17 protein-coding genes are annotated in these 23,122 nt (G+C 61.9%); 14 read left to right on the forward strand and 3 right to left on the reverse strand.

Features of this window, described 5'->3' with window-relative positions; all coding sequences use genetic code 11:
• Positions 1–10: 10 nt before the first annotated feature.
• Together kduI and kduD are read left to right on the forward strand one after the other, a co-directional pair.
• On the forward strand, positions 11–847 hold the full coding sequence (kduI, locus tag OVA00_RS36285; RefSeq protein WP_034794769.1) for a 5-dehydro-4-deoxy-D-glucuronate isomerase: 837 nt from the start codon (positions 11–13) through the stop codon (positions 845–847).
• Entirely contained in the window at positions 844–1,608 is a 765-nt protein-coding gene (kduD, locus tag OVA00_RS36290) for a 2-dehydro-3-deoxy-D-gluconate 5-dehydrogenase KduD (protein WP_034794766.1), read from the forward strand. Before kduI ends, kduD begins: the two co-directional genes overlap by 4 nt.
• Before the next feature lie 27 nt (positions 1,609–1,635).
• Here kduD and OVA00_RS36295 read toward each other — a convergent pair whose 3' ends face one another.
• Positions 1,636–2,511 carry a LysR substrate-binding domain-containing protein gene (locus tag OVA00_RS36295; protein WP_034794762.1) on the reverse strand — a complete coding sequence of 292 codons (876 nt, stop codon included), beginning with the start codon at positions 2,509–2,511 and terminating at the stop codon, positions 1,636–1,638.
• Between the two features lie 117 nt (positions 2,512–2,628).
• Here OVA00_RS36295 and OVA00_RS36300 point away from each other — a divergent pair, with 117 nt between their 5' ends.
• The 7 genes from OVA00_RS36300 (at position 2,629) to OVA00_RS36330 (ending at position 12,994) form a co-directional block, all read left to right on the forward strand.
• On the forward strand, positions 2,629–4,281 hold the full coding sequence (locus tag OVA00_RS36300; RefSeq protein ID WP_268090793.1) for a Na/Pi cotransporter family protein: 1,653 nt from the start codon (positions 2,629–2,631) through the stop codon (positions 4,279–4,281).
• Between the two features lie 102 nt (positions 4,282–4,383).
• Positions 4,384–5,586, forward strand: coding sequence for a 2-aminoethylphosphonate--pyruvate transaminase (locus OVA00_RS36305; RefSeq protein WP_060516642.1), 1,203 nt, complete (start codon positions 4,384–4,386; stop codon positions 5,584–5,586).
• Between the two features lie 15 nt (positions 5,587–5,601).
• Entirely contained in the window at positions 5,602–6,864 is a 1,263-nt protein-coding gene (gene phnA, locus OVA00_RS36310; protein ID WP_034794753.1) for a phosphonoacetate hydrolase, read from the forward strand.
• A 10-nt stretch (positions 6,865–6,874) separates the two neighbouring features.
• Positions 6,875–8,329: a phosphonoacetaldehyde dehydrogenase gene (gene phnY, locus OVA00_RS36315; protein WP_034794751.1), complete on the forward strand. Its 1,455-nt coding sequence runs from the start codon at positions 6,875–6,877 to the stop codon at positions 8,327–8,329.
• 362 nt (positions 8,330–8,691) lie between these two features.
• Positions 8,692–9,714 carry a putative 2-aminoethylphosphonate ABC transporter substrate-binding protein gene (locus OVA00_RS36320; RefSeq protein ID WP_442780592.1) on the forward strand — a complete coding sequence of 341 codons (1,023 nt, stop codon included), beginning with the start codon at positions 8,692–8,694 and terminating at the stop codon, positions 9,712–9,714.
• A gap of 86 nt (positions 9,715–9,800) precedes the next feature.
• On the forward strand, positions 9,801–10,982 hold the full coding sequence (locus tag OVA00_RS36325) for a putative 2-aminoethylphosphonate ABC transporter ATP-binding protein (protein WP_268090796.1): 1,182 nt from the start codon (positions 9,801–9,803) through the stop codon (positions 10,980–10,982).
• A gap of 2 nt (positions 10,983–10,984) precedes the next feature.
• A complete protein-coding gene (locus OVA00_RS36330; RefSeq protein WP_268091156.1) occupies positions 10,985–12,994 on the forward strand; it encodes a putative 2-aminoethylphosphonate ABC transporter permease subunit in 2,010 nt (669 codons plus the stop codon).
• Positions 12,995–13,067: 73 nt separating this feature from the next.
• Here the strand turns inward: OVA00_RS36330 and OVA00_RS36335 are convergent, their stop codons facing one another.
• Positions 13,068–14,105 (reverse strand): GlxA family transcriptional regulator, encoded by a 1,038-nt coding sequence (locus OVA00_RS36335; protein ID WP_034794738.1) that lies wholly within the window; start codon positions 14,103–14,105, stop codon positions 13,068–13,070.
• A 204-nt stretch (positions 14,106–14,309) separates the two neighbouring features.
• Between OVA00_RS36335 and OVA00_RS36340 the strand changes: the two genes are divergently transcribed.
• Both OVA00_RS36340 and OVA00_RS36345 read left to right on the forward strand, forming a co-directional pair.
• Positions 14,310–15,101: a DeoR/GlpR family DNA-binding transcription regulator gene (locus OVA00_RS36340; protein WP_268090797.1), complete on the forward strand. Its 792-nt coding sequence runs from the start codon at positions 14,310–14,312 to the stop codon at positions 15,099–15,101.
• A 78-nt stretch (positions 15,102–15,179) separates the two neighbouring features.
• Positions 15,180–17,630 carry a GcvT family protein gene (locus OVA00_RS36345; RefSeq protein ID WP_268090798.1) on the forward strand — a complete coding sequence of 817 codons (2,451 nt, stop codon included), beginning with the start codon at positions 15,180–15,182 and terminating at the stop codon, positions 17,628–17,630.
• Between the two features lie 54 nt (positions 17,631–17,684).
• Here the strand turns inward: OVA00_RS36345 and OVA00_RS36350 are convergent, their stop codons facing one another.
• Positions 17,685–18,626 carry a LysR family transcriptional regulator gene (locus OVA00_RS36350; protein WP_268090800.1) on the reverse strand — a complete coding sequence of 314 codons (942 nt, stop codon included), beginning with the start codon at positions 18,624–18,626 and terminating at the stop codon, positions 17,685–17,687.
• Positions 18,627–18,830: 204 nt separating this feature from the next.
• Here OVA00_RS36350 and OVA00_RS36355 point away from each other — a divergent pair, with 204 nt between their 5' ends.
• The 3 genes from OVA00_RS36355 (at position 18,831) to OVA00_RS36365 (ending at position 23,121) form a co-directional block, all read left to right on the forward strand.
• Positions 18,831–20,456, forward strand: coding sequence for an amidohydrolase (locus OVA00_RS36355; RefSeq protein ID WP_060516619.1), 1,626 nt, complete (start codon positions 18,831–18,833; stop codon positions 20,454–20,456).
• 55 nt (positions 20,457–20,511) lie between these two features.
• Positions 20,512–22,104 carry an ABC transporter substrate-binding protein gene (locus OVA00_RS36360; RefSeq protein ID WP_060516616.1) on the forward strand — a complete coding sequence of 531 codons (1,593 nt, stop codon included), beginning with the start codon at positions 20,512–20,514 and terminating at the stop codon, positions 22,102–22,104.
• Positions 22,105–22,185: 81 nt separating this feature from the next.
• A complete protein-coding gene (locus tag OVA00_RS36365; RefSeq protein WP_060517351.1) occupies positions 22,186–23,121 on the forward strand; it encodes an ABC transporter permease in 936 nt (311 codons plus the stop codon).
• The last annotated feature ends 1 nt before the right edge of the window (position 23,122 follow it).

Raw genomic sequence — 23,122 nt, forward strand, 5'->3', positions numbered from 1 at the left:
AAGACTTGATATGACGATCCCCGATTTTACATCCCGCCACGCCATCGATCCGCTTGCTGCCGCAGCGATGGGAACCGACGAGCTGCGTCACAATTTCCACATTGGCGGTTTGTTTGCGAGCGATCGCGTCAACCTCACCTATACCCATTACGACCGCATGGTGATCGCTGGGGCGATGCCGGTCGAGGCGGAGCTGACGCTCGAAGCCATCAAGCCGATGGGAACGAAGACGTTTCTCGAGCGCCGCGAGCTGATTGCCGTCAACATCGGCGGGCCGGGGCGGGCCGTCGTTTCCGGAAAGAGCCATGTGCTCGGTCCCCGTGACATGATCTATGTCGGCATGGGGTCGGACGTGGTGTTCTCGTCGGACGACCGGTCGAAGCCGGCAAAGTTCTATCTGTTGTCAGCCCCCGCGCACCGTACTTACCCGACAGCGCTTTTGACGATCGCGGGCGCGAAACGTCTCGATCTCGGCAGCCTGGAAACATCGAACGAACGATCGATCTTTCAGTTCACCAATGGGATCGAGACCTGCCAGCTGGTCGTCGGAATGACGGAACTGAAGGAAGGGTCGGTGTGGAACACGATGCCGGCGCACATCCATGATCGACGCATGGAGGTCTATCTTTATTTCGACCTTCCGGAGCCGGCGCGGGTTTTCCATTTTCTCGGAGAGCCTTCCGAAACCCGCCATATCGTGATGGCGAACGAAGAGGCGGTGCTGTCGCCGGTGTGGTCTATACATTCCGGTTGCGGCACCTCCAGCTATGCCTTCATCTGGGCGATGGCGGGGGACAATGTCGACTACACCGACGCCGACCCGGTCCCGATGGAGACGTTGCGATGAGCGATCTCTCGGCCTTCAGCCTCGACGGCAAGCGCGTGCTGGTTACGGGTGCCAACACCGGGATCGGCCAAGGCATCGCGGTATCGGTCGCCCGGGCTGGCGGCGAAGTGGTCGCGGTCGGACGCTCGTCCATGGCCGAAACAGTCGAAAAGGTCGAAGCGGCGGGCGGCCGGATCCAGCCGTTTGCCTGCGATCTTAGCGATGGAGAGGCGGTCAAAACGTTGCTTGACCGCGTCTGGGGACAGTGCGGCCCATTGGATGGACTGGTCAACAATGCCGGCATCATTCGTCGGTCGGCCTCCACCGAGCTCTCGGAGGCCGACTGGGATGACGTGATCGACCTCAATCTCAAGGCGGCCTTTCTTCTTTGCCAGGCCTATGGCCGAAAACTCCTGGACGAAAAGCGAGCCGGGCGCATCGTCAATATCGCCTCGTTGTTATCCTTCCAGGGCGGCATTCGTGTCGCATCCTATACGGCCTCAAAACATGGAGTGCTGGGCATTACCCGCATCCTTGCCAACGAATGGGCAAGCAAGGGCATCAACGTCAATGCGATCGCGCCTGGCTACATCGTCTCCAACAACACCGAGGCGCTGCGCGCGGATGCGAACCGCTCAGCGGCAATCCTTGACCGCATCCCGGCCGGTCGCTGGGGCACGCCCGATGATATCGGCGAGGCTGCCGTTTTTCTCTTGGCGCCGGCATCCCGCTACATGCATGGCGCGGTCGTCCCGGTTGATGGCGGCTGGTTGGCGCGATGAATTGCGTTGCTGCCGTCCGGGTAGCGATCAGGCCGGCGCAGAGGTTAGCCTGCGGGCAATGTCGAAAAAGGCGCTGACCAGTTTCCCGTTGCTGCGCTCGCGCAAACAGATGAGTGCTTCGTCCATCAGCATCTCGGGCGCTTCGATCTCGATGGGAATGAGGCGGCTGTCTTGCCCGAACTCCGCCGACGAAACGAAGCCGACCCCGCCGCCGGCGGCGACGATCTCGCGCACCGCCTCACGACCTTCGGCTTCGATGAGCGGCGTCAGTTGCACGCCACATTGCTGCGACATCGTTTCGAGCTTTTGGCGGGTCTTGGAGCCTTGCTCGCGCATGACCAAGGGGTGCTTCACGAGTTCAGCGAAAGTCACCTTTTTCTTGCCTTGCAGCGGATAGTCACGGCTCGCAAAGGCTATGATCGGCGTGGAGTTGAGTTTCAGGATGTCGAAGTCGCTCGATTGCGGGATCTCGCCGAGAACGCCGATGTCTGCCTCATAGGCGTGCAGGCTGGTGATGACGGTTTCGGTGTTGCCGGAATCGATCGACACCTGGACGGTCGGATAGGTGCGCCGGAAAGCGGCAAGGATATGCAGCAGGTGATGGGCGGCATCGGCAACGATCCGTAGTTTTCCCGCTCTCAGCGCCCGTGATTCCGACAAAAGATCCAGGGCCTGCTGCTCGACGTCGAACATGCGGCGGGTGACTTCCAGGAGCTGTTGGCCCGCCTGGGTCAGCGTTACCTGCTTCTTGTTCCGGTTGAAGAGGAGGACATCATATTCCTCCTCGAGCTTGCGCACCTGATCCGAGACTGCCGGCTGAGTAAGGAAGAGCGCTTCGGCGGCACGCGAGAAACCGCCGTGGATGGCCACGTTATGAAAGGCGCGGAGCTGGACATAGCGCATGCGTACGACGCCTTCTTGAATAGATTTGAACGATAGTTTGATTAAAACGAACGATTTGATTTATGTAAAGCGGGCGCGGATAGTTTTCGGATTCCACCTCTATCCGGAGCGCGCCTCATGAACCTCCCGGCCGTCGTCCTCGAGCTTGCCGCCGCCACCGTCCTCTTGCTCTACGCCGTCAGCCTCGTGAAGAAAGGTGTTGAGGCGGCGGCAGGCGACATCGTCGCGCGTACCGTCGGTGGCGCCGGTGGACGACCGCGTGCGGCCATCTGCGGCTGCGCGGTTGCCATTGCGCTGCAAAGCTCGACGGCGGTCGCCATGCTTGCCGCCGGTTTTGCCGTCAGCGGCGCGCTGGCGCTTGATACCGGCCTGGCGGTGCTGCTTGGTGCCGATCTCGGCTCGGCGCTTGTCGTCAAGATCCTGTCCTTCGACTTGCATTGGCTGGCGCCGCTTCTGATCGCCGCTGGCGGTCTTGCGCATCTGAAGGCATCGACCCGCAAGTCCGTCGAGACCGGGCGTGCAGTGCTCGGCATCGGTCTGCTGCTGCTCTCGCTGCAGATGATCGGCCATGCGACGCAGCCGCTCTCTCAGAGCCCGATGCTGCCTTCCGTCGTCGCTTTCGTCGGCAAGGATGCCTTGAGCGTGATGATCCTTGCCGCCTTCTTCACTTGGGCGCTGCACTCCAGCGTGGCAGCGATCCTGCTGATCCTGACCTTTGCCGTGAAGGGCATCGTGCCCCTGGACGTCGGCATTCCCCTGGTGCTCGGCGTCAACATCGGCGGCGGGCTCATCGCGCTGTGGCTAACCCGCGGTCTGCCGGTCGAAGGCCGACGCCTGCCGCTTGGTAATCTCCTCTTCCGCGCCCTGTTCGGCGCAGCGATCTTCGGACTCTTTTCGCTGCATTCCCCGTTCGACTGGCTTCCTGGGGAGACTGTGGCCGGCAAGCTGGTCAATCTGCATGTGCTCTTCAACGCTGCCCTGGTTCTCGTCGGGGTGATTTTCTGCGGCCCGATGGCGCGCCTCGTTCGGTTGCTCATGCCGGAGGCCGCCGGTGCCAATGATCGTGCGGCTCATGTCAGCGCGCTTGACCCGGCGCTGATCGACAAACCGGCGCAGGCGCTGGCGGGCGCGGCACGCGAGGTGTTGCACATGGGCAATCTTATCGCCCGGATGCTGGAGCCCGTCATGACCGTCATTCACGCGCCGACACCGCAGGCGGTCAAGGCGCTCAGAAGCATCGATGGCGACATCCACGTGGCCCATAGCGCAATCAAGCTCTACATCGCCGCCGTCAACCGCGGCATCCTGACCGAAGAGCAATCGCGGCGCGGCATCGAACTCACCGAGGCGGCGATCCATCTCGAATATGCCGGAGACGTCGTCGCAAAGAGCCTCCTGCAAATGGCCGAGGAGCGGCTTGCGGGCGCAGGGACCTTCTCGCAGGAGGGATGGCGTGAACTCACCTTGCTGCATGCGGCCGTGTCTTCCAACGTCAGGCTGGCGGCCAATCTTCTCGTCTCCCCAGACCCGGTGATCGCGCGCGAAATGGTTCGGCAGAAGGAACATGTGCGTCGCCTGGTCGAAGAAAGCAGCAAGTGCCATCTGGAGCGGCTTCGGCAGGGCATCGCGACCAGCATCCTGTCGAGCGACATGCATCTCGAGATCGTTCGGGCGCTGAAGGAGGTCAATTCGCTGGTGACGACGATGGCCTATCCGCGCCTGCGCGAGAGCGGGGACCTCCTGGAAAGCCGGCTCGTGCCTGCTGCTTAGACATATAAATTGAAACGATAGATTGATACAAAAGAACGATTTTACAGATATATGTTTCCGCCCCATTGTCGTTCTCGAACACGCCAACCGCGAGGACGGACAATGCCAAACACCGCTTCTGAAAGAACCATCGCGCCCCTGGAAACACCGAGGCTGGGCGAGCCCTATCTCTTGACGCCCGGCCCGCTAACCACGGCCTATCGGGTTAAGGAAGCCATGCTGCGGGACTGGGGTTCCTGGGATGGCGATTTCCGGGCAATGACCGCCAAGCTTCGCCAGGAACTGCTCGAGATTGCCGGCGATGCCAAGGGCGAGTTCGATTGCGTGCCGATGCAGGGCAGCGGTTCGTTTTCAGTCGAGGCGATGCTCGGCAGCTTCGTCCCGAAGGACGGCCGTGTGCTGGTGCTGATGAACGGCGCCTATGGCAAGCGCATCGCCCAGACGCTTTCCTATCTCGGTCGTGACCATGTGACGATCGACAAGGGCGACTACATGCCGCCACGCGGTCCGGAGGTTGCAGCAGCGCTCGATGCCGACCCTGGAATCACCCATGTCGTGATCGTCCATTGCGAAACGAGCTCCGGCATCCTCAACCCGTTGAAGGAGATTTCCGACACAGTCTATTCCCGCGGTCGCAAGTTGCTCGTCGACTCCATGAGCGCCTTCGGCGCAGTGCCGGCCGGTATCGGCGATTTCCGCTACGAGGCGATCGTTTCTTCCGCCAACAAGTGCATCGAGGGTGTGCCGGGCTTCGGCTTCGTTATCGCCCGCAAGAGCGAACTGGAGGCAGCCAAGGGGCGCAGCCATTCACTCAGCCTCGATGTGCATGCCCAGTGGGACTACATGAACAAGACCGGCCAGTGGCGCTTCACGCCGCCGACCCACGTTGTCGCGGCGTTCCTGGAGGCCTTGCGTCTGCATCGGGAAGAGGGCGGTGTCGCCGGTCGCGGAGCCCGTTATGCCCGCAACCGCGACGTCATGGTCGCGGGCATGCGCGAGGCCGGTTTCGAGACGTTGCTTGCCGACCAGTGGCTGTCGCCGATCATCGTCACCTTCTTCAGCCCGGCCCACCCGGCCTTCGCCTTCGACCGCTTCTACGACCTGATGAAGGACAAAGGCTTCATCATCTACCCGGGTAAGCTGACGGTGGTCGACAGTTTCCGCGTCGGCTGCATCGGTCGCATGGACGAGCATGTCATGCGCCGCGTGGTCGAGGCCGCCCGCAACTCACTCTCCGAAATGGGCGTCGACAGCGCCGCTCCCCCGGCCGTCGCCCTTGAAGAACGTCGCCGTCTCGCTGCCTGAACTGAGGAAATTACGATGAACAAGATGTCCAAGATCACCGTTACCGCCAACCGTCGCACCTATCCCTGGCCGAATGTCCCGGCCATCGCCATCTGCCTCGACGGCTGCGAGCCGGCCTATCTCGACGAAGCCATCAAGGCCGGGCTGATGCCGACGCTCGAGCGCATCCGCAAGACCGGGACGGAGCGCACCGCGCTCAGCGTTATCCCGAGCTTCACCAATCCGAACAACCTTTCCATCGCTACCGGCCGGCCGCCAGCGATCCACGGCATCTGCGGCAACTATCTCTACGAACCGCAGACGGGTAACGAAGTGATGATGAACGATCCACGCTTCCTGCGCGCCCCGACCATCTTCAAGGCATTCTACGATGCGGGTGCGAAGGTCGCCGTGGTGACGGCGAAGGACAAGCTCAGGGCGCTGCTCGGCCACGGGCTGAAGTATGACGAGGGCAGGGCCATCTGCTTCTCGTCTGAAAAGGCGGACAAGACGACCGAGGCGGAAAACGGCCTCGACAATGCCTCGGCCTGGCTCGGTCGCGCTGTACCGGAAGTCTATTCGGCCGATCTCTCCGAATTCGTCTTTGCCGCCGGCGTCAAGCTGCTCAAGGAATTTCGGCCGGATGTCATGTACCTGACGACCACCGACTATGTGCAGCACAAATATGCGCCGGGCGTACCCCAGGCGAACGCCTTCTATGAGATGTTCGACAAGTATCTGACCGAACTCGACGCGCTCGGCGCGGCCATCATCGTCACGGCCGACCACGGTATGAAGCCGAAGCACAAGGCGGACGGTTCGCCGGATGTCATCTACGTGCAGGACCTGCTCGACCAATGGCTCGGCAAGGACGCCGCGCGCGTCATCCTGCCGATCACCGACCCCTATGTCGTGCATCACGGCGCGCTCGGCTCGTTTGCCACGGCCTATCTGCCCGAAAGTGCGGACAAGGAGGAGATCATCGAGCGGCTGCAGGCGATCGAAGGCATCGACGTCGTGCTCTCCCGCCCGGAAGCCTGCGTACGCTTCGAGCTGCCCGACGATCGGATCGGCGATCTCGTGCTGATCTCCTCGGAAAACAAGACGCTCGGCACCAGCGAACATCGCCATGATCTGGCGGCGCTGAACGAACCGCTGCGCTCGCATGGCGGCCTGACCGAACAGGCGGTGCCTTTCATCGCCAACCGCAAACTGCCCGAATTGCTGACATCCGCGTCGTTGCGCAATTTCGATGCGTTCTACTACGCGCTCGTCGCAGCCGCCCAGACAACGCACTAGGGAGGGAGCGATGACCAAGGTGGAAACAGCATTTGCAATTCGCCACGAGCCCATGCGGATCGCCGGCAAGACAGTCGATACCGAAGGGCGCATCGAGGTGCGCTACCCTTTCAACGATGCGGTGATCGGCACGGTGCCTGCGGGCAGCGCCGAGCATGCGCGCAAGGCCTTCGAGATCGCGGCCGCCTACCAGCCGAAGCTGACGCGTTACGAGCGTCAGCGCATCCTGCTCAAGGCTGCGGACCTGCTCGTTGCCCGCAAGGAGGAGATCTCTGATCTGATCACGCTGGAGCTCGGGATCTCCAAGCAGGACTCGCTCTACGAGGTCGGCCGCGCCTTCGACGTGCTGACGCTCTCGGGCCAGATGTGCATTCATGACGACGGCGAGATCTTCTCCTGCGACCTCACACCACACGGCAAGGCGCGCAAGATCTTCACCACGCGCGAACCGCTCAACGCCATTTCGGCGATCACGCCGTTCAACCATCCGCTCAACATGGTGGCACACAAGGTCGCGCCGGCGGTTGCGACGAACAATTGCGTTGTGCTCAAGCCGACAGAACTGACGCCGATGACGGCGCTTATCTTCGCCGACATTCTCTATGAGGCCGGCCTGCCGCCGGAAATGCTCTCGGTCGTGACCGGCTGGCCAGCCGATATTGGCATGGAGATGATCACCAATCCGAACTTCGACCTCATCACCTTTACCGGCAGCGTTCCTGTCGGCAAGCTGATCGCGGCCCACGCCCACTACAAGCGGCAGATCCTGGAGCTCGGCGGCAACGACCCGCTGATCATCCTCAACGATCTGTCGGACGACGATCTCGCAAGAGCCGCGGATCTGGCCGTTGCCGGCGCGACGAAGAACTCCGGCCAGCGTTGCACCGCTGTGAAACGCATCCTCTGCCAGGAGAGCGTTGCCGACCGCTTCGTGCCGCTGGTGCTCGAGCGAGCGAAAAAGCTGAGGTTCGGCGATCCGATGGACCGGGCGACGGACCTTGGCACGGTCGTCCATGCCAAGGCGGCGGAAGTCTTCGAGCGGCGGGTGCACCGGGCAGCGGAAGAAGGGGCGGAGATCCTCTACGATCCCGGCCGTAAGGGCGCCCTCTTGCCGCCAATCGTTGTCGACCGCGTTAAGCATTCGAGCGAACTGGTGATGGAAGAAACCTTCGCGCCGATCATACCGATCGTGCGCGCGCCCGATGATGACGACGCGCTGATCGCGCTCTCGAACTCAACCGCCTTCGGCCTTTCTTCCGGCGTCTGCACCAATGACTTCCGGCGAATGCAGAAATACATCGCCGGGCTGAAGGTCGGCACGGTCAACATCTGGGAAGTGCCGGGTTACCGGATCGAGATGAGCCCCTTCGGCGGCATCAAGGATTCCGGCAACGGCTACAAGGAAGGCGTCATCGAGGCGATGAAGAGCTTTACCAACGTCAAGACATTCTCCTTGCCATGGTGATCTCAAGCGTTTCCCCCGCTGATTCACCCCTCTGGGAGCCGCCATGGCGGCTCCCTTTTTATTTGCTCCCGCAGCGTCGCGGGGCTCTGCGCGACGCGCAATCTTAGATCTGCTCCTTCATCCGGCAGATTGTGCGAAATCGTATCGAAACCTGCCCCCGCCTTGGTCAAGCGCGGTTTCCATGCCCAGTTCTGCGGCAGAACATCCATAGTTTTTTTCTTCTAATCGATAAGAATAATAAATTTTACTTACAGGAAACCGCTGCGCAGAATGTTTCCCGAAGCCGATCACAACAGGGCAACGACAAGATTGTCCGCCGCGCTTCCCCGGTTTTACCAGGACCTCAGAGGAGAACTTCAATCATGAACAGACGCATGTTCTTTGTGCTTGCCGGCGCCGTTTCCGCTGTGCTTCCTGCCATCGCTGCCGCTGAAACACAGCTCACCGTCTACACCGCCGTCGAAGCCGTCGACCTCGACCGCTACAAGGCGACCTTCGAAAAGGCCCACCCGGACATCAAGATCAACTGGGTGCGCGATTCCACAGGCGTCATGACCGCCAAGCTGCTTGCAGAAAAAGACAATCCGCAGGCCGATGTCGTCTGGGGGCTCGCTGCAACCTCGCTGCTTCTCTTGAAGACCGAAGGCATGCTGGAACCTTACCAGCCCAAGGGCGTCGAGACGCTCGACCCGAAATTCGTCGATAAGGACACGCCGCCGAGCTGGGTCGGCATGGACGCCTATGTCGCGGCTCTTTGCTACAACACGGTCGAGGGCGAAAAGCTCGGCCTCAAGCCGCCGACGAGCTGGAAAGACCTGACGAACCCCGAATACAAGGGCCACGTGGTGATGCCGAACCCGGCATCCTCGGGCACCGGTTTCCTCGACGTCTCCGGCTGGATGCAGATGTGGGGCGAGGAGAAGGCCTGGGACTACATGGACAAGCTCCACGAGAACATCTCCGCCTACACCCATTCCGGCTCCAAGCCGTGCAAGATGGCAGGCGCCGGTGAAGCCGTCATCGGCGTGTCCTTCGAGTTTCCGGGCGCCAAGGCCAAGAGTGCCGGTGCACCGATCGACATCATCTTCCCCGCCGAGGGTTCGGGCTGGGAGGCCGAGGCAACCGCAATCATCGCTGGCACGGCAAACCTCGAAGCCGCAAAGACGCTCGTCGACTGGTCGGTCACCAAGGAAGCGAACGAAATGTACAATGCCGGCTATGCCGTCGTTGCCTATCCGGGCGTCGCCAAGCAGGTCGAGCACCTGCCCGACGACATCGCTTCCCGGATGATCGTCAACGACTTCGAGTGGGCTGCAAACAACCGCTCTGACATCCTCAAGGAATGGCAGAAGCGTTACGACGCCAAGTCTGAACCGAAGAGCTGAGCCTGATCGGCCGGGCGCAGCGCCTTTGCGCTGCGCCCGATCGCATTTCTCGGAAAGAAAATCCCTCAAGCCAGCGGAGCTTGCAGATGAGGCATGCCCTGTCGATCGAACCGACGCCCACCAGCCGTCAGCACTTCGCCGATGACGCGGCCGCGGAGCCGGCCCCCTACTTGCAGATCTCGGATCTCTGGAAGACCTATGGCGATTTCGTCGCGCTTCGCGACATTTCGCTGTCGATTGCCAGGGGCGAGTTCGTCTGTTTTCTCGGCCCGTCCGGCTGCGGCAAGACGACGTTGCTGCGAGCCATCGCCGGTCTCGACCTGCAGACGCAAGGCACCATCCTGCAAGACGGCCGCAATATCTCGACGCTGCCGGCTTCTAGCCGCGACTATGGCATCGTCTTCCAGTCTTATGCGCTCTTTCCCAATCTGACGATCGAGCAGAACATCGCCTTTGGCCTGGAAAACACCGGCCGATCGAAGGCGGGGGCCGCATCCCGGGTCGCCGAACTCTTGGAAACGGTCGGCCTTTCGGCGCACGGCAAGAAGTATCCGGCCCAGCTTTCCGGTGGCCAGCAACAGCGCATCGCGCTTGCCCGCGCCATCGCCATCTCGCCGGGGCTATTGTTGCTCGACGAGCCGCTGTCGGCACTCGACGCCAAGGTTCGCGTGCACCTTCGCCATGAGATCAAGGCGCTGCAGAGAAAGCTCGGTGTGACGACCATCATGGTGACGCACGACCAGGAGGAGGCCCTCGCCATGGCCGACCGGATCGTCGTCATGAACCACGGCGTCATCGAGCAGGTCGGCTCGCCGACCGAAATCTACCGTCATCCCGAAACGCTGTTCGTCGCCGACTTCATCGGCGAGACCAATCAGTTCGAAGCCCGGGTTCTTGGAGATGACGAAGTCGAGATCGGCCACTCCGCCTTTTGCTGTTCGACGGAGGATTTTTCCGCCGGCCATGCGGCAACGGCGGTCGTCCGCCCGGTCGACATCATTCCCCACGGAGCCGATGCCCATGCCGTCAACGCCAGCGACCGGCCGGCCACACCGCAGAACCTGATCGATGCCGAGGTGCGCGAGATGGAGTTCCTCGGCATGTTCTGGCGCACGCGCCTGACGGCCCCGCGTCTCGGCGAGCGCACGCTGGTTGCCGACTTCTCCGTCAACGCGGTGAGACGCCTCCGGATCGAAACCGGCGGCGCCATCCAGGTGGAGATCCCGCGCGAACGCCTGCTGCTCTATCCGAGGGGGGCTGGACGATGAACATGGTTCTGGAAGCACCCCACCTTCCCCTGATCGGCAAGCGGCTGCGCCAGGAATCCTCCAAAGACGACCGCATCAAGCTCGGCTTCATGGCAGTCATCGGGCTATATCTGGTCGTCGCGCTTGGCGCGCCGCTCTTCGTCATGCTGTCGAAGTCGCTGTCGACCTACCGGTTCGAGCTTTCGGCTTTCGAGTTCCAGGTGAGCGACGAGACGGGGGCGAACTGGGGGCCGGTCGTCACCGCCGAAGACCTGAACCGGGAACTCGGGGCGGTGACGGAAGCCGAGCTTTCCAGCAGTTCCGACGGACGGCTCGCGGCCACAAAATTATTCCCGGATTTCAAGTTCCGCAGCCCCGTTCACTACCGTATTCGCGGCACGAACGGCGATGCCGCCTTCCTGGTCGGCTCCACCCTCGAAAAGGGGACTGAGTGGCGGGACTATGATTCCGGTACCTTCCGGCGCGTCGTGCTGCGACCCGCGCGCGCTTTGGGTTTTACGAACTTCACGACCTATTTCTCGACGCCGGCGCTTGCGCAGTCGATTTACAATTCCGTGCTGATGGCGGTGATCAGCACGGTGTTCACGATCTCGGTCGCCTTTGCGCTTGCCTACGGCCTGACGCGCAGCTGCATGCCGCTCAAAGGGCTTTTCCGCGGCATCCTTACGATCCCGATCCTGGTGCCGTCACTCTTGCCGGGCATTGCACTCGTCTATCTCTTCGGCAATCAGGGCATCTTCAGGGATTGGCTTTTTGGCTATTCGATCTACGGGCCGATCGGCATCGTCATAGGCTCTGTTTTCTTCACCCTGCCGCATGCCTTCCTGATCATCCTGACGGCGCTCTCGATTGCCGATGCTCGCCACTATGAGGCGGCCGCATCGCTCAAAGCCAGCAAATGGCGGACCTTCACGACCGTCACGGTGCCCGGCGCGCGCTTCGGCATCGTCTCTGCGGCCTTCGTCGTCTTCACGCTTGTCATCACCGATTTTGGCCTGCCCAAGGTGATCGGCGGACAATACGGCATGCTCGCCGTCGACATTTACAAGCAGGTGATCGGCCAGCAGAACTTCGAGATGGGCGCGGTCGTTTCCGTCATCCTGCTGGTGCCGGCGGTGCTTGCCTTTTACGTCGACCGGCACATGCAGAAGCGGCAGGTAGCGCTTCTGTCGGCGCGCGCCGTGCCCTATCAGCCGAAGCCCAATGCCCGCATGGACGGTCTGTGCTTCACCTTTGCCTGCTTCGTCAGCCTCTTCATCCTCGGCATGATCGCCATGTGCCAGATCGCAGCGGTGGTGAAGTTCTGGCCCTATGACCTGACGCTGACAGCCAAGAATTTTGCCTTCGACCTGATGGACGGTGGCGGCTGGGCCGCCTATGGCAACTCGATCCGGCTCGCGCTTTTGACGGCACTCTTCGGTTCGATCGTCGTCTTTGCCGGCGCCTACATGGTGGAGAAGGCCGATGGCTTCCGCTTCGGCCGTGGCCTCTTTCACTTCCTGGCGATGATGCCGATGGCGGTGCCCGGCATGGTGCTCGGCCTTGCCTATATCTTCTTCTTCAACAACCCGGCCAATCCGCTGCACCCGATCTACGGCACGATGACGATCCTCGTCGTCTCGACCGTGACGCACTTTTATACCGTCGCGCACCTGACCGCGCTGACGGCGCTGAAGCAGATGGACCCGGAGTTCGAATCCGTCGCCGCGTCGCTGAAACAGCCCTTCCACCGGCTGTTCTTTCGGGTCACGGTGCCGGTCTGCCTGCCGGCGATCCTCAACATCGCTATCTATCTCTTCGTCAATGCGATGACGACCGTCTCGGCGGTCGTGTTTCTCTACTCGACCGACACCAAGCTCGCGTCAGTCGCCGTGCTAAACATGGACGACGCCGGCGATATAGCGCCGGCCGCGGCCATGGGCATGATGATCTTTTACACTAATGTTGCGGCCAAACTTGTCCACGCGCTGATCGCGCGCGGTCTGCTCGCGCGCACCCAGGCTTGGCGCTAACCCGCAACCAGCCCTTCGCAAAGCGCCGCCGTCCTTCGTTCTGAAGGACGGCGGCGCTTTTGTCCGCGTCACTCTACGCCACCCGGAGCTCCGCCATCACCACTTTGCGGTCGTTTCCTGCGCGCAGGCGCTCCATCTCGTTGAGACGCGAACGCTGCGGCGTAAGGCCGTAGCGTTCGCGGTAGGTGCGGGAAAAGTGCGAGGCGGTGGAAAAGCCGCAGGCGACCGCGATTTCGATGACCTGAAGCGACGAGGTTATGAGCAGCAGGTGAGCGCGCTCGAGCCTGAGGTCGAGATAGTAGCGCGCCGGCGTGCGCCCCATTTCTCTTCGAAACAGGCGCTCGATCTGGCGCCGGGAAAGTCCGGTCGAGGGCCACATGTCGGCGAGCTTCAATGGCTCGGCAAGATTTGCCTCCATCTTTTCGATGACACGAATCAATAGAGGGTTGTCGATGCCGAGACGTGCCTGCAACGGTAATCGCTGGCGCTCGCCGGTCTCACGCAGCCGCTCGCAGAGTGCCGCCTCGCAGATACGGGTGGCCACGTCCCGACCAAGGTCCTCTTCGATGATGTGCAGGAACATGTCGAAGGGCGCGTTGCCGCCGGCGCAGGTATAGATCCCGCCGTCGATCTCAAAGGCGGTCTGGCGCGGGTCCGCGATGAAGAACCGCTCGGAGAAGTCTGGAAAGTGTTCCCAGTGAACGGCGCAGCGACGCTCATCGAGCAGCCCCGCGCGCGCTAGGCAGTAGACGCCGCCGCCAAGCCCGGCGAGGCGCGCGTTGCTGCGAGCGCCTGATCGCAGCCAGGCCTCCAGGGCCCTGTCGGCCGATGGCTTCTTGCGGCCGCCACAGATGACGATGAAGCCCGGATCTGCATCGCGGCCAAACCGGTTGCGTTCGGCCGAGAGCGGCGCCGCTACCGGAATGCCCGTGCCGCAGGATGAAACGGCGGGTGCTCCATCCGCCGCTACAAGGTGCCACCCGTATACCGGGCGGCCGGCCACGTCATTGGCGAGGCGTAGCGCTTCGATCGCCGCGGAGAAGCCATGGAGGGTAAATCCATCGAGCAGGTAGAAGGTGAAGTGGCGAGCCTGCGTACATGGCTGTTGCATTGTCTCTTCCTGAGGGCGTCGAAGTGGTGCGCGGAAAGAATAGTTACATTATGCAACATATTGGACCGTTGCCAATCCCGTTAAAACGAGGATCCGAAGAAATCCGCTCGAAATCCGTGCAGGTGAGGGGCTACTGCGCGTGCGCTGCGGCATGGACAACCGTTGCAGCTTGTCAAATGGACAAAAATGGACACAGATAGTCACATGTCAGAACAACAAAACGCCCGCGCTCTTGCTCCACGCCGTCACGGCGAGATCCTCAGGCGGCTTGCAGCCGACGGTACCGTTGGTATCACCGAGCTTGCGGATTTCTTCGATGTTTCGCGTCAGACCATCAGGCGCGATCTGAAGCTTCTTGCCGATCGCGGCCAGCTCGATCTTGTCCATGGCGGCGCCACCCTGTTCGAGCCGACGGAAGCGGCCTTCGTCGAGCGGCGGGAGGAGAATGCCGGGCCAAAAGCGCTGATCGGTCGTGCAGCAGCAGGTCTCGTGCGCGACGGCATGGTGATCTTCCTTGATTCCGGCACGACGACGCTTGCTGTGGCCCATGCCCTGACTGGGCGAAAAAACTTAACGATTTGCACGACTTCGCTATCGATCGCCTTGCTGATGTGCCGACAGCCCCAGGTGCGCGTTCATATGCTCGGCGGCGAAATCGATCCGGATGAAGAAGCGGCCATCGGTATCGATGCGCTCGAGGCGATCAGCCATTTCCGCGTCGACGTCGCGTTCTTAGGCGGCGGGGGCCTGTCGCCCGATGGAGAGGTGACCGACTTTACCCGCAGCGGCGCCGAGCAGCGCTCGCGCATGGTGGCAACGGCGGCCAAGGCCTATTTCGTACTCGACAGTTCCAAGTTCGGACGGCTGACGCCACTTCGCATTCCCCGCTTCGAAGCCGCCGCCGGAGTGATTGTTGACCGACATCCGCCGGAGGCGATCCGCGAGGCGCTCGAGCGCAAAGGTCCAGCCCTGGTCGTTGCAGAACAACAACTGTAATCTTTTGTAACTTTTTGTCTTGTTCTTTGTCCGCGTTTTGTTACCGTGCGGCCTTCCATGGGTTCGGGAGGTCGTTTCATGGCGCAGGAATTTCCAACACAGGCACAGGTCGTCATCGTCGGCGGCGGTATTATAGGCTGCTCGGTCGCGTATCACTTAACCAAGCTCGGCTGGAACGACGTCGTTTTGCTGGAGCAGGGGCAGTTAAGCGGCGGCACCACCTGGCATGCGGCCGGTCTCGTCGGTCAGTTGCGCAGCCACGCCAACATGACGGGCCTCATCAAATATTCGACCAAGCTCTATAGCGAGCTTGAGTCCGAGACCGGCCTTGCCACGGGCTGGAAGAATTGCGGCTCGCTCTCGGTTGCCCGCACGCAAGACCGCATGACCGTGTTGAAGCGCACGGCGGCCTCTGCTCGCGCCCAAGGCGTCGCGATCGAGGTGATCTCGCCGAAGCAAGCGCAGGAGCTCTGGCCGGTCATGGCGATCGACGATCTCGTCGGCGCCGTCTGGCTGCCGGGCGACGGCAAGGCCAATCCAACAGACCTCACGCAGTCGCTCGCCAAAGGCGCCCGCAATCGCGGCGCCCGCGTGATCGAGCGCGTCCGGGTCACAGGCATTTCGACCAAAAACGGCGTCGTCACCGGCGTCGAAACCGATCGGGGGGCCATTGCCGCGGAGATCGTCGTCAACTGTGCCGGTCAATGGGCACGCAAGGTCGGCCAGATGTGCGGCGTCACCGTGCCGCTGCACTCGGCCGAGCACATGTATATCGTCACCGGCCGCATCGAGGGCGTACATCCTGACCTGCCGGTCATGCGCGATCCGGACGGCTACATCTATTTCAAGGAGGAAGTCGGCGGGCTCGTCATGGGTGGCTTCGAGCCGGAAGCCAAGCCCTGGGGCATGGCAGGCATTCCCGACGATTTCGAGTTCGCCCTCTTACCTGACGATTGGGATCAGTTCGAAATCCTGATGCACAATGCGCTGCAGCGCGTGCCGCAGCTTGAAACATCCGAGGTGAAGAAGTTTTACAACGGCCCGGAGAGTTTTACCCCGGACAACAATTTCATTCTCGGCGAGGCGCCCGAACTGAAGAACTTCTTTGTCGGCGCAGGCTTCAACTCCATGGGGATTGCCAGCGCCGGCGGGGCAGGTCGAGCCCTTGCCGAGTGGATCGTAAACCGCGCGCCGACCATGGATCTTTGGCCGGTCGATATCCGTCGCTTCGCGGGCTTCAACAACAATCCGCGCTGGCTTCACGATCGCGTCAAGGAAACGCTCAGTCTGCACTATGCGATGCCTTGGCCGAACCGGGAGCTGGATACGGCACGCCCCTTCCGCCGTTCGCCTCTCTACGATCGGCTTGCCGCCAAGGGCGCGTGCTTCGGTTCGAAAATGGGATGGGAACGGGCCAATTGGTTTGCTGCGGAAGGCGAGCGCCCCGTCACCGAGTATTCCTTCGGTCGGCAGAACTGGCATGAAGCGGTCAAGCGCGAGATGAAGGCAACGCGCGAGGCCGCCGGCATTTTCGACCAGACCTCCTTCGCCAAGCTGCTTGTGCAGGGGCGGGATGCGGCAGCAGCGCTTAACCGCATCTGCGCTGCCGACATCGACGGCGAGATCGGCCGTTCTGTCTATACCGGACTCTTGAACGCGCGGGGCGGCTACGAGAGCGACCTGACCGTCATGCGACTTGCGGCCGATCGCTTCATGCTGATCACAGGTTCGGCCCAAGCGGTGCATGATGCGGACTGGATCCGCAAGAACCTTGCCGCGGACGCCCACGTGACTTTGACCGACGTGACGTCGTCCTATGCAGTCCTGGCGCTGATGGGACCGAAATCGCGCGACATCCTCTCGAAGCTTACCTCGGCGGATATCTCGAACGAGGGCTTTCCCTTCGCGACTATCCGCGAGATCGATATCGGTTACGCCACGGCCTTTGCCAACCGCATGACCTATGTCGGCGAACTCGGCTGGGAACTGATCGTGCCGACAGAATTCGCTGTCGGTGTTTACGAGGCGCTGCACGAGGTCGGTCGCGCCTTCGGCCTGACGGATTGCGGCTACTATGCGCTTGAGGCTTTGCGGCTGGAGAAGGGCTACCGCGCCTGGAGCCGGGAACTGACGCCCGACATCAACCCCTACGAGGCTGGTCTTGGCTTTGCGGTTGCTCTGGGAAAACCCGGCGGCTTTGTCGGCCACGATGCGCTCGTGGCCGCAAAGACCAAGGGCCTGCCCTCGCGCCGCATCGTTCAGTTTACCCTGGACGATCCCTTGCCCATGCTTTGGGGCGGCGAACTGATCCTGCGTGCGGGAAAACCGGTCGGCGAGGTCCGCTCCGCCGCCTACGGTCACACGCTTGGGCGTTCGGTCGCACTCGGCCTGCTTGAAAACCCTGAAGGCGTGGACAAAACGTTCCTCGAGGGGGAGCGCTTCGAGATCGATCTTGCAGGCATTCGCTATGCCGCGACGGTGCATCTGGCACCGGCATATGATCCGCGTGCGCTGAGGGTCAAGATTTAGACCATCTTTTCGCGATGCGACGAATTGCGCGTGTTGATCTTCCCGCGAGCCCGTCTAGGCGGGCTCGCGTTCCAGCAAGAGCTTTGCCGTTTGCCAGAGGTCCTCGACCCTGCGGCTGCGCGTCGCGGCGTGACGGTAAAGCCGAATTTCGAGGTCGAGATTCCAGCCCTTATCCGTAGAGGCGGGTACGAGGCCACCGGCATCGATCGCGTCACGGGCAAGGCTTTCGGGCAACCAGCAGACGCCGGCACCCGACATCGCCATGTTCATCAGCCCGGCACTGATGGTGTTTTCATGCGTCGTGCGGCGCCGGAAGGGCGGGCGCCGCAGCATGAGACGCGAAAGGGCGACCCCGAAGAACGAATTGAACCCGTAGCTCAGATAGGGAATAGCGAGCCGCGGCTGCGCCACAGCCCGGTCGAGAATATTCAGCCCCGGTAGCGTACCATCGGGGATAGAGACGTGTGCGGCGGCGAGCGGGATCAGCCGATCATGGGCGATCGTCAGCGACGAGAATTGTGCGCGGTCGAGATGGAATGGCACCTCCGAATGCGCATAAGTCAGAAAGAAATCCGCCTCGTCACCGATGAGGGCGTCAAGATTGGCCTCGATGCCGCCGCGGTCGGGCATCAGCGAGGTGCTGAAAGCGCCACCTGCGTTTTCGAGCAGTTTGAGCCAGCCAGGGAAGATCGTTACCGTCAGCGTATGGAGCGCGGCAAAGCGGATGAGGCCTTCTTCGTGAGACGGGCGTAGCGATTCGCGCGCTGCATAGAAGGTTCGGATTGCCTCCTGCGCTATGGGCAGGAAATTGCGACCTGCCGGCGTCAGTTCCGCCGGCATGGTGGCGCGGTTGATCAGCGTCGCCCCGAGCCAACGCTCCAACTGTTTGATGCGGCGGCTGAACGCCGGCTGAGTCACGTTGCGCAACTCGGCAGCGCGCGAAAAACTCCACGTGTCGGCGAGGGTCACGAAGTCCTCCAGCCACTTGATCTCCATGCCCAGATCTCCCCTGCGTTGCAGCTGAGGGGATCATAAGTCGTTGGAAAGAAATCGCTATGCCGATATTGCATCAGCCTTTGCTAAAAGCGAATTAGCCAAACCCCGACAAACCTTCCACGTTGCGCCCAAGGCAAACAGTTCTGATTTCGAGGCAGCGAGGAGGCTCACGAAATCAGGCTGATAACAAAAGGGGGATTGTTAATGGCCTTCCAGCTTCACGCTGATCTTATTCTGCACAACGGCCGAATCTGGCGAGGCAGGGAGGAGGGGATCAGCGAGGCCGTTGCCATTTGGCAGGGCAAGGTTCTGGCCACCGGCAGCGATGCCGAGATGGCGAGCCTCAAGGGGCCCCATACCAAGGTGATCGATCTCGAAGGCCGTTTTGCCAGCCCCGGCCTTATCGACAATCACCTTCACCTGATCTCCACCGGCATCACCATGGGCTGGGTCGACGCGACCCCTGCCGCTGCGCCGACGCTTGCCGCCCTTATGGAGAAACTTGCCGAACGCGCGGCCGTCACGCCGAAGGGCGCATGGGTGCGGGCACGGGGCTATGACCAGGTCAAGCTCGATGTCGGCCGGCATCCGACCCGCGAGGAACTCGACCGCGCCGTACCGGATCATCCCGTGCTGCTGACGCGCGCCTGCGGCCATGTGGCCATCGCGAATTCGCTGGCGCTGAGCCTGGCGGATGTCACCGAGGCGACGCCGGTGCCGGACGGCGGCGTAATCGGCACCACGGACGGGCGCCTCAACGGGTTCCTGGCGGAAAACGCGCAGAACCTCATCAAGACGGCTATTCCCGAGGTGACGACGGAGGAGTTGATCGACGGCATCGAGCGGGCAGGGCGCTATCTTCTGTCGCTCGGCATTACGAGCTGCATGGATGCGGCGGTCGGCCAACTTGCCGGCTTTGCGGAAATCCAGGCTTATGAGATGGCCAAGCTTTCCGGCCGCCTGCCGGTGCGCGTCTGGCTGACACTGCTCGGCGATCCCGGCGTCTCGATCGTAGAGGATTCCTGGCGTGCCGGGCTCATTTCCGGTGCGGGCGACGACATGTTGCGCGTCGGGGCCGTGAAGATCTTCCTCGACGGCTCGGCCGGCGGGCGCACCGCATGGATGTCGAAGCCCTATCTTGGCGAGCCCGACAATATCGGCGTACAGATGCTGCCGGATGCCGACGTCGAGGCGATCGTCAAATCCTGCCACGACCGGGGCTATCAGATGGCTTGCCACGCCATCGGCGACGGTGCGATCGAGCAGCTGATCACGGCCTACGAAAAGGCGCTGGCCGGTAATCCCGATCCGGATCGGCGCCATCGCATCGAGCATTGCGGCTTCTCGAGCCCGGAGCAAGATCGGCGCATGAAGGCGGCAGGCATCCTGCCGGCGCCGCAGATGGCCTTCATCCACGATTTCGGCGACAGCTACGTTTCCGTGCTTGGTGAGGAACGGGGCAAGGCCTCCTACCAGATCGGCACCTGGATGCGCATGGGTCTCAAGCCCTCGACCGGCTCGGATTCGCCCGTCTGCTCGCCCGATCCCTTCCCGAACCTTCACGCCATGATCACGCGCAAGACCGGCAAGGGTACCGTGATGGTGGAGGCGGAAAAGCTGAGCCGCGAGGAAGCGTTGCAGGCCTACACGGAATACGGCGCCTATTCTCAGAAGGCCGAAGACGTGAAGGGCAGGCTTGTGCCGGGACAATGGGCCGACATCGCCGTCTTCGACAACGACCTCTTGGAGGCACCGGCCGATACCATTCTCTCAGGCACACGCTGCCTGATGACCCTGCTTGCAGGCCGCGTCGTGCACGACGCACGCTGACGACCTGAAAGACCAATCAACACAAAGCCGAAAACGGCACGAGAGGGAAAACAGCATGCTGAAAAGATTGACATTGGCCGCAATGCTCGGCCTCGGGGTGGCAACCGGAGCGCTGGCTGCCGGCGAACGCCACGGCGGAACGCTCGTCTTTACCGCACCCTATGGCTCGAGCTTCGCCACGCTCGACGTTCAGGCAAGCCCGAACACCCAGGAGGAATTCATCACCCAGGCGATCCACCGCGCGCTCTACAGCTGGGATTCGATCCAGAACAAGCCGGTCCTGGAACTCGCTAGCTCGGAAGAGGTGTCCGAGGATGGTACGGTGCACACCTATCGCCTGCGCGAAAATGCCGTCTTCCACAACGGCAAGCCACTGACGGCCGACGACATCATCTACAGCTACAAGCGCATCGCCAACCCGAAGAACGCCTTCCCGGGCGCAAGCTACATTGCCGTCATCAAGGGTGCGGATGCGTTCATCGCCGGCAAGGCTGAGGAGATTTCCGGTCTCAAGAAAATCGACGACCACACGCTGGAGATCACCTATACCGGACCGATCAACCCCGGCTTCCCGCTGATGCAGAACACGACGGTGATTTATCCGTCTGATGTCAAGGATGAATCGAGCTTCGCCAAGACCCCCGTTGGCCTCGGCGCCTTCGTCTTCAAGGAGCACGTGCCGGGATCGCAGGTCGTTGTCGAAAAGTTCGACAAGTACTACGAAGAGGGCAAGCCCTATCTCGACCGCATCAACATCGTGCTGATGGCCGAGGACGCCGCGCGCGACGTCGCGTTCCGAAACAAGGAAATCGATGTCTCGATCCTTGGCCCGACCCAATACCAGGCCTATCAGGGTGAAGACGCCTTGAAGGATCACCTGCTCGAAGTTGCCGAGGTCTATACGCGCAACATCGGCTTCAACCCGGCCTTCGAACCCTTCAAGGACAAGCGGGTCCGCCAGGCGATCAACCATGCGATCAATGCGCCGCTGATCATTGAACGGCTCGTCAAGAACAAGGCCTACCCCGCCTCCGGCTGGCTGCCGCTGTCTTCGCCGGCCTTCGACAAGGACAAGGTGCCCTACGCCTTCGATCCAGAGAAAGCGAAAGCACTCCTGGCGGAAGCAGGCTATGCCGATGGCTTCGAGTTCGAAGTCACGGCGAGCCCGAACGAAAGCTGGGGCGTGCCGATCGTTGAAGCCATCCTGCCGATGCTGAAGAAGGTCGGCGTCACCGTGAAGCCGAAGCCGGTCGAAAGCTCGGCGCTTGGCGATGCCGTGACGTCGAACAACTTCCAGGCCTTCATCTGGTCGAACCTGTCCGGTCCCGACCCGCTCAATGCACTGCGTTGCTTCTATTCCAAGACGGCGCAGTCCGCCTGCAACTACGCGAGCTATGCGAGCCCGGATTTCGACAAACTCTATGAGGCGGCCCAGCAGGAACGCGACCCTGCCAAGCAGAGCGATCTGCTGCGCCAGGCCAACAACATCGTGCAGGACGATGCGCCGGTCTGGTTCTTCAACTACAACAAGGCGGTCATGGCCTACCAGCCCTGGATCCACGGCCTTGTCCCGAACGCCACGGAACTGGCGGTCCAGCCCTATGACGAGATCTGGATCGACGACACGGCGCCGGACGCACGCAAGTAAGCCCTGAGAGGTTCGGGGCGGTTTCGGCCGCCCCACACATCAGTTGTCCCACCCATCCGGGTGGCCAAAATGGAACCGCTCATGCTTCGTTTTACCCTGCGCCGCATTCTGCAGGTCGTCCCGACGATCGTCGTGGTGGCGCTGCTGATCTTCGTTATCTTCTCCGTCGTCCCCGGTACCTTCGCGGCCAGCCTCTTTGCCGACGGAAAGCGTGCCGCCGATCCGCAAATGATCGCTCGCCTCAATGAGGAGTTCGGTCTGAACAAGCCGCTGATGGAGCGCTTCGTGACCTATGTTACGGATCTCGCCCAGTTCGATCTCGGCACCAGTTTCCGCACCCGCCAGCCGGTCATTGACCTCATCAACGACCGCATGGGCGCCTCGCTTCAGCTGGCCGTCGCCGCCATGGTCTTCGCCATCGTTGTCGGCGTGCCGCTCGGCTTTCTTGCAGCACTCAGGCCCGGTTCGATCCTCGATACGGTGACGATGATCGGGGCGGTTTCGGGCCTCTCCATGCCGCAATTCTGGCTCGGCCTTCTGATGATGTATCTCTTCGCCCTGCAACTGAACTGGCTGCCCAGTTTCGGTTACGGCGACGGCTCGTTTCGAAACCTCATCCTGCCGGCCGTGACCCTCGGCGTCACGCCGCTCGCGCTGCTGGCGCGCACCACCCGGGCCGGCGTGCTCGACGTTTTGAACGCCGACTTCATTCGCACCGCCCATTCCAAAGGCATGAGCGAGGCGAAGGTGGTGCGCTGGCACGTGGCGCGCAATGCGCTGGTGCTGATCGTCACCACGGTCGGCCTGCAGTTCGGCTCGCTGATCGGCCAGGCCGTCGTCATCGAAAAGCTGTTCGCCTGGCCGGGCATCGGCTCGCTGCTGGTCGATAGTGTGGCGATCCGCGACATTCCCGTGGTGCAGGGCACGATCCTCGTCATCGTGCTGTGGTTCCTGATCATCAACACCGCCGTCGATCTGGTCTATGCCGCGATCGATCCGCGCATCAAGCAGGAGTGAC

This window comes from Ensifer sp. SL37 (genome assembly GCF_026672675.1).
Classification (GTDB): Bacteria; Pseudomonadota; Alphaproteobacteria; order Rhizobiales; family Rhizobiaceae; genus Ensifer; species Ensifer adhaerens.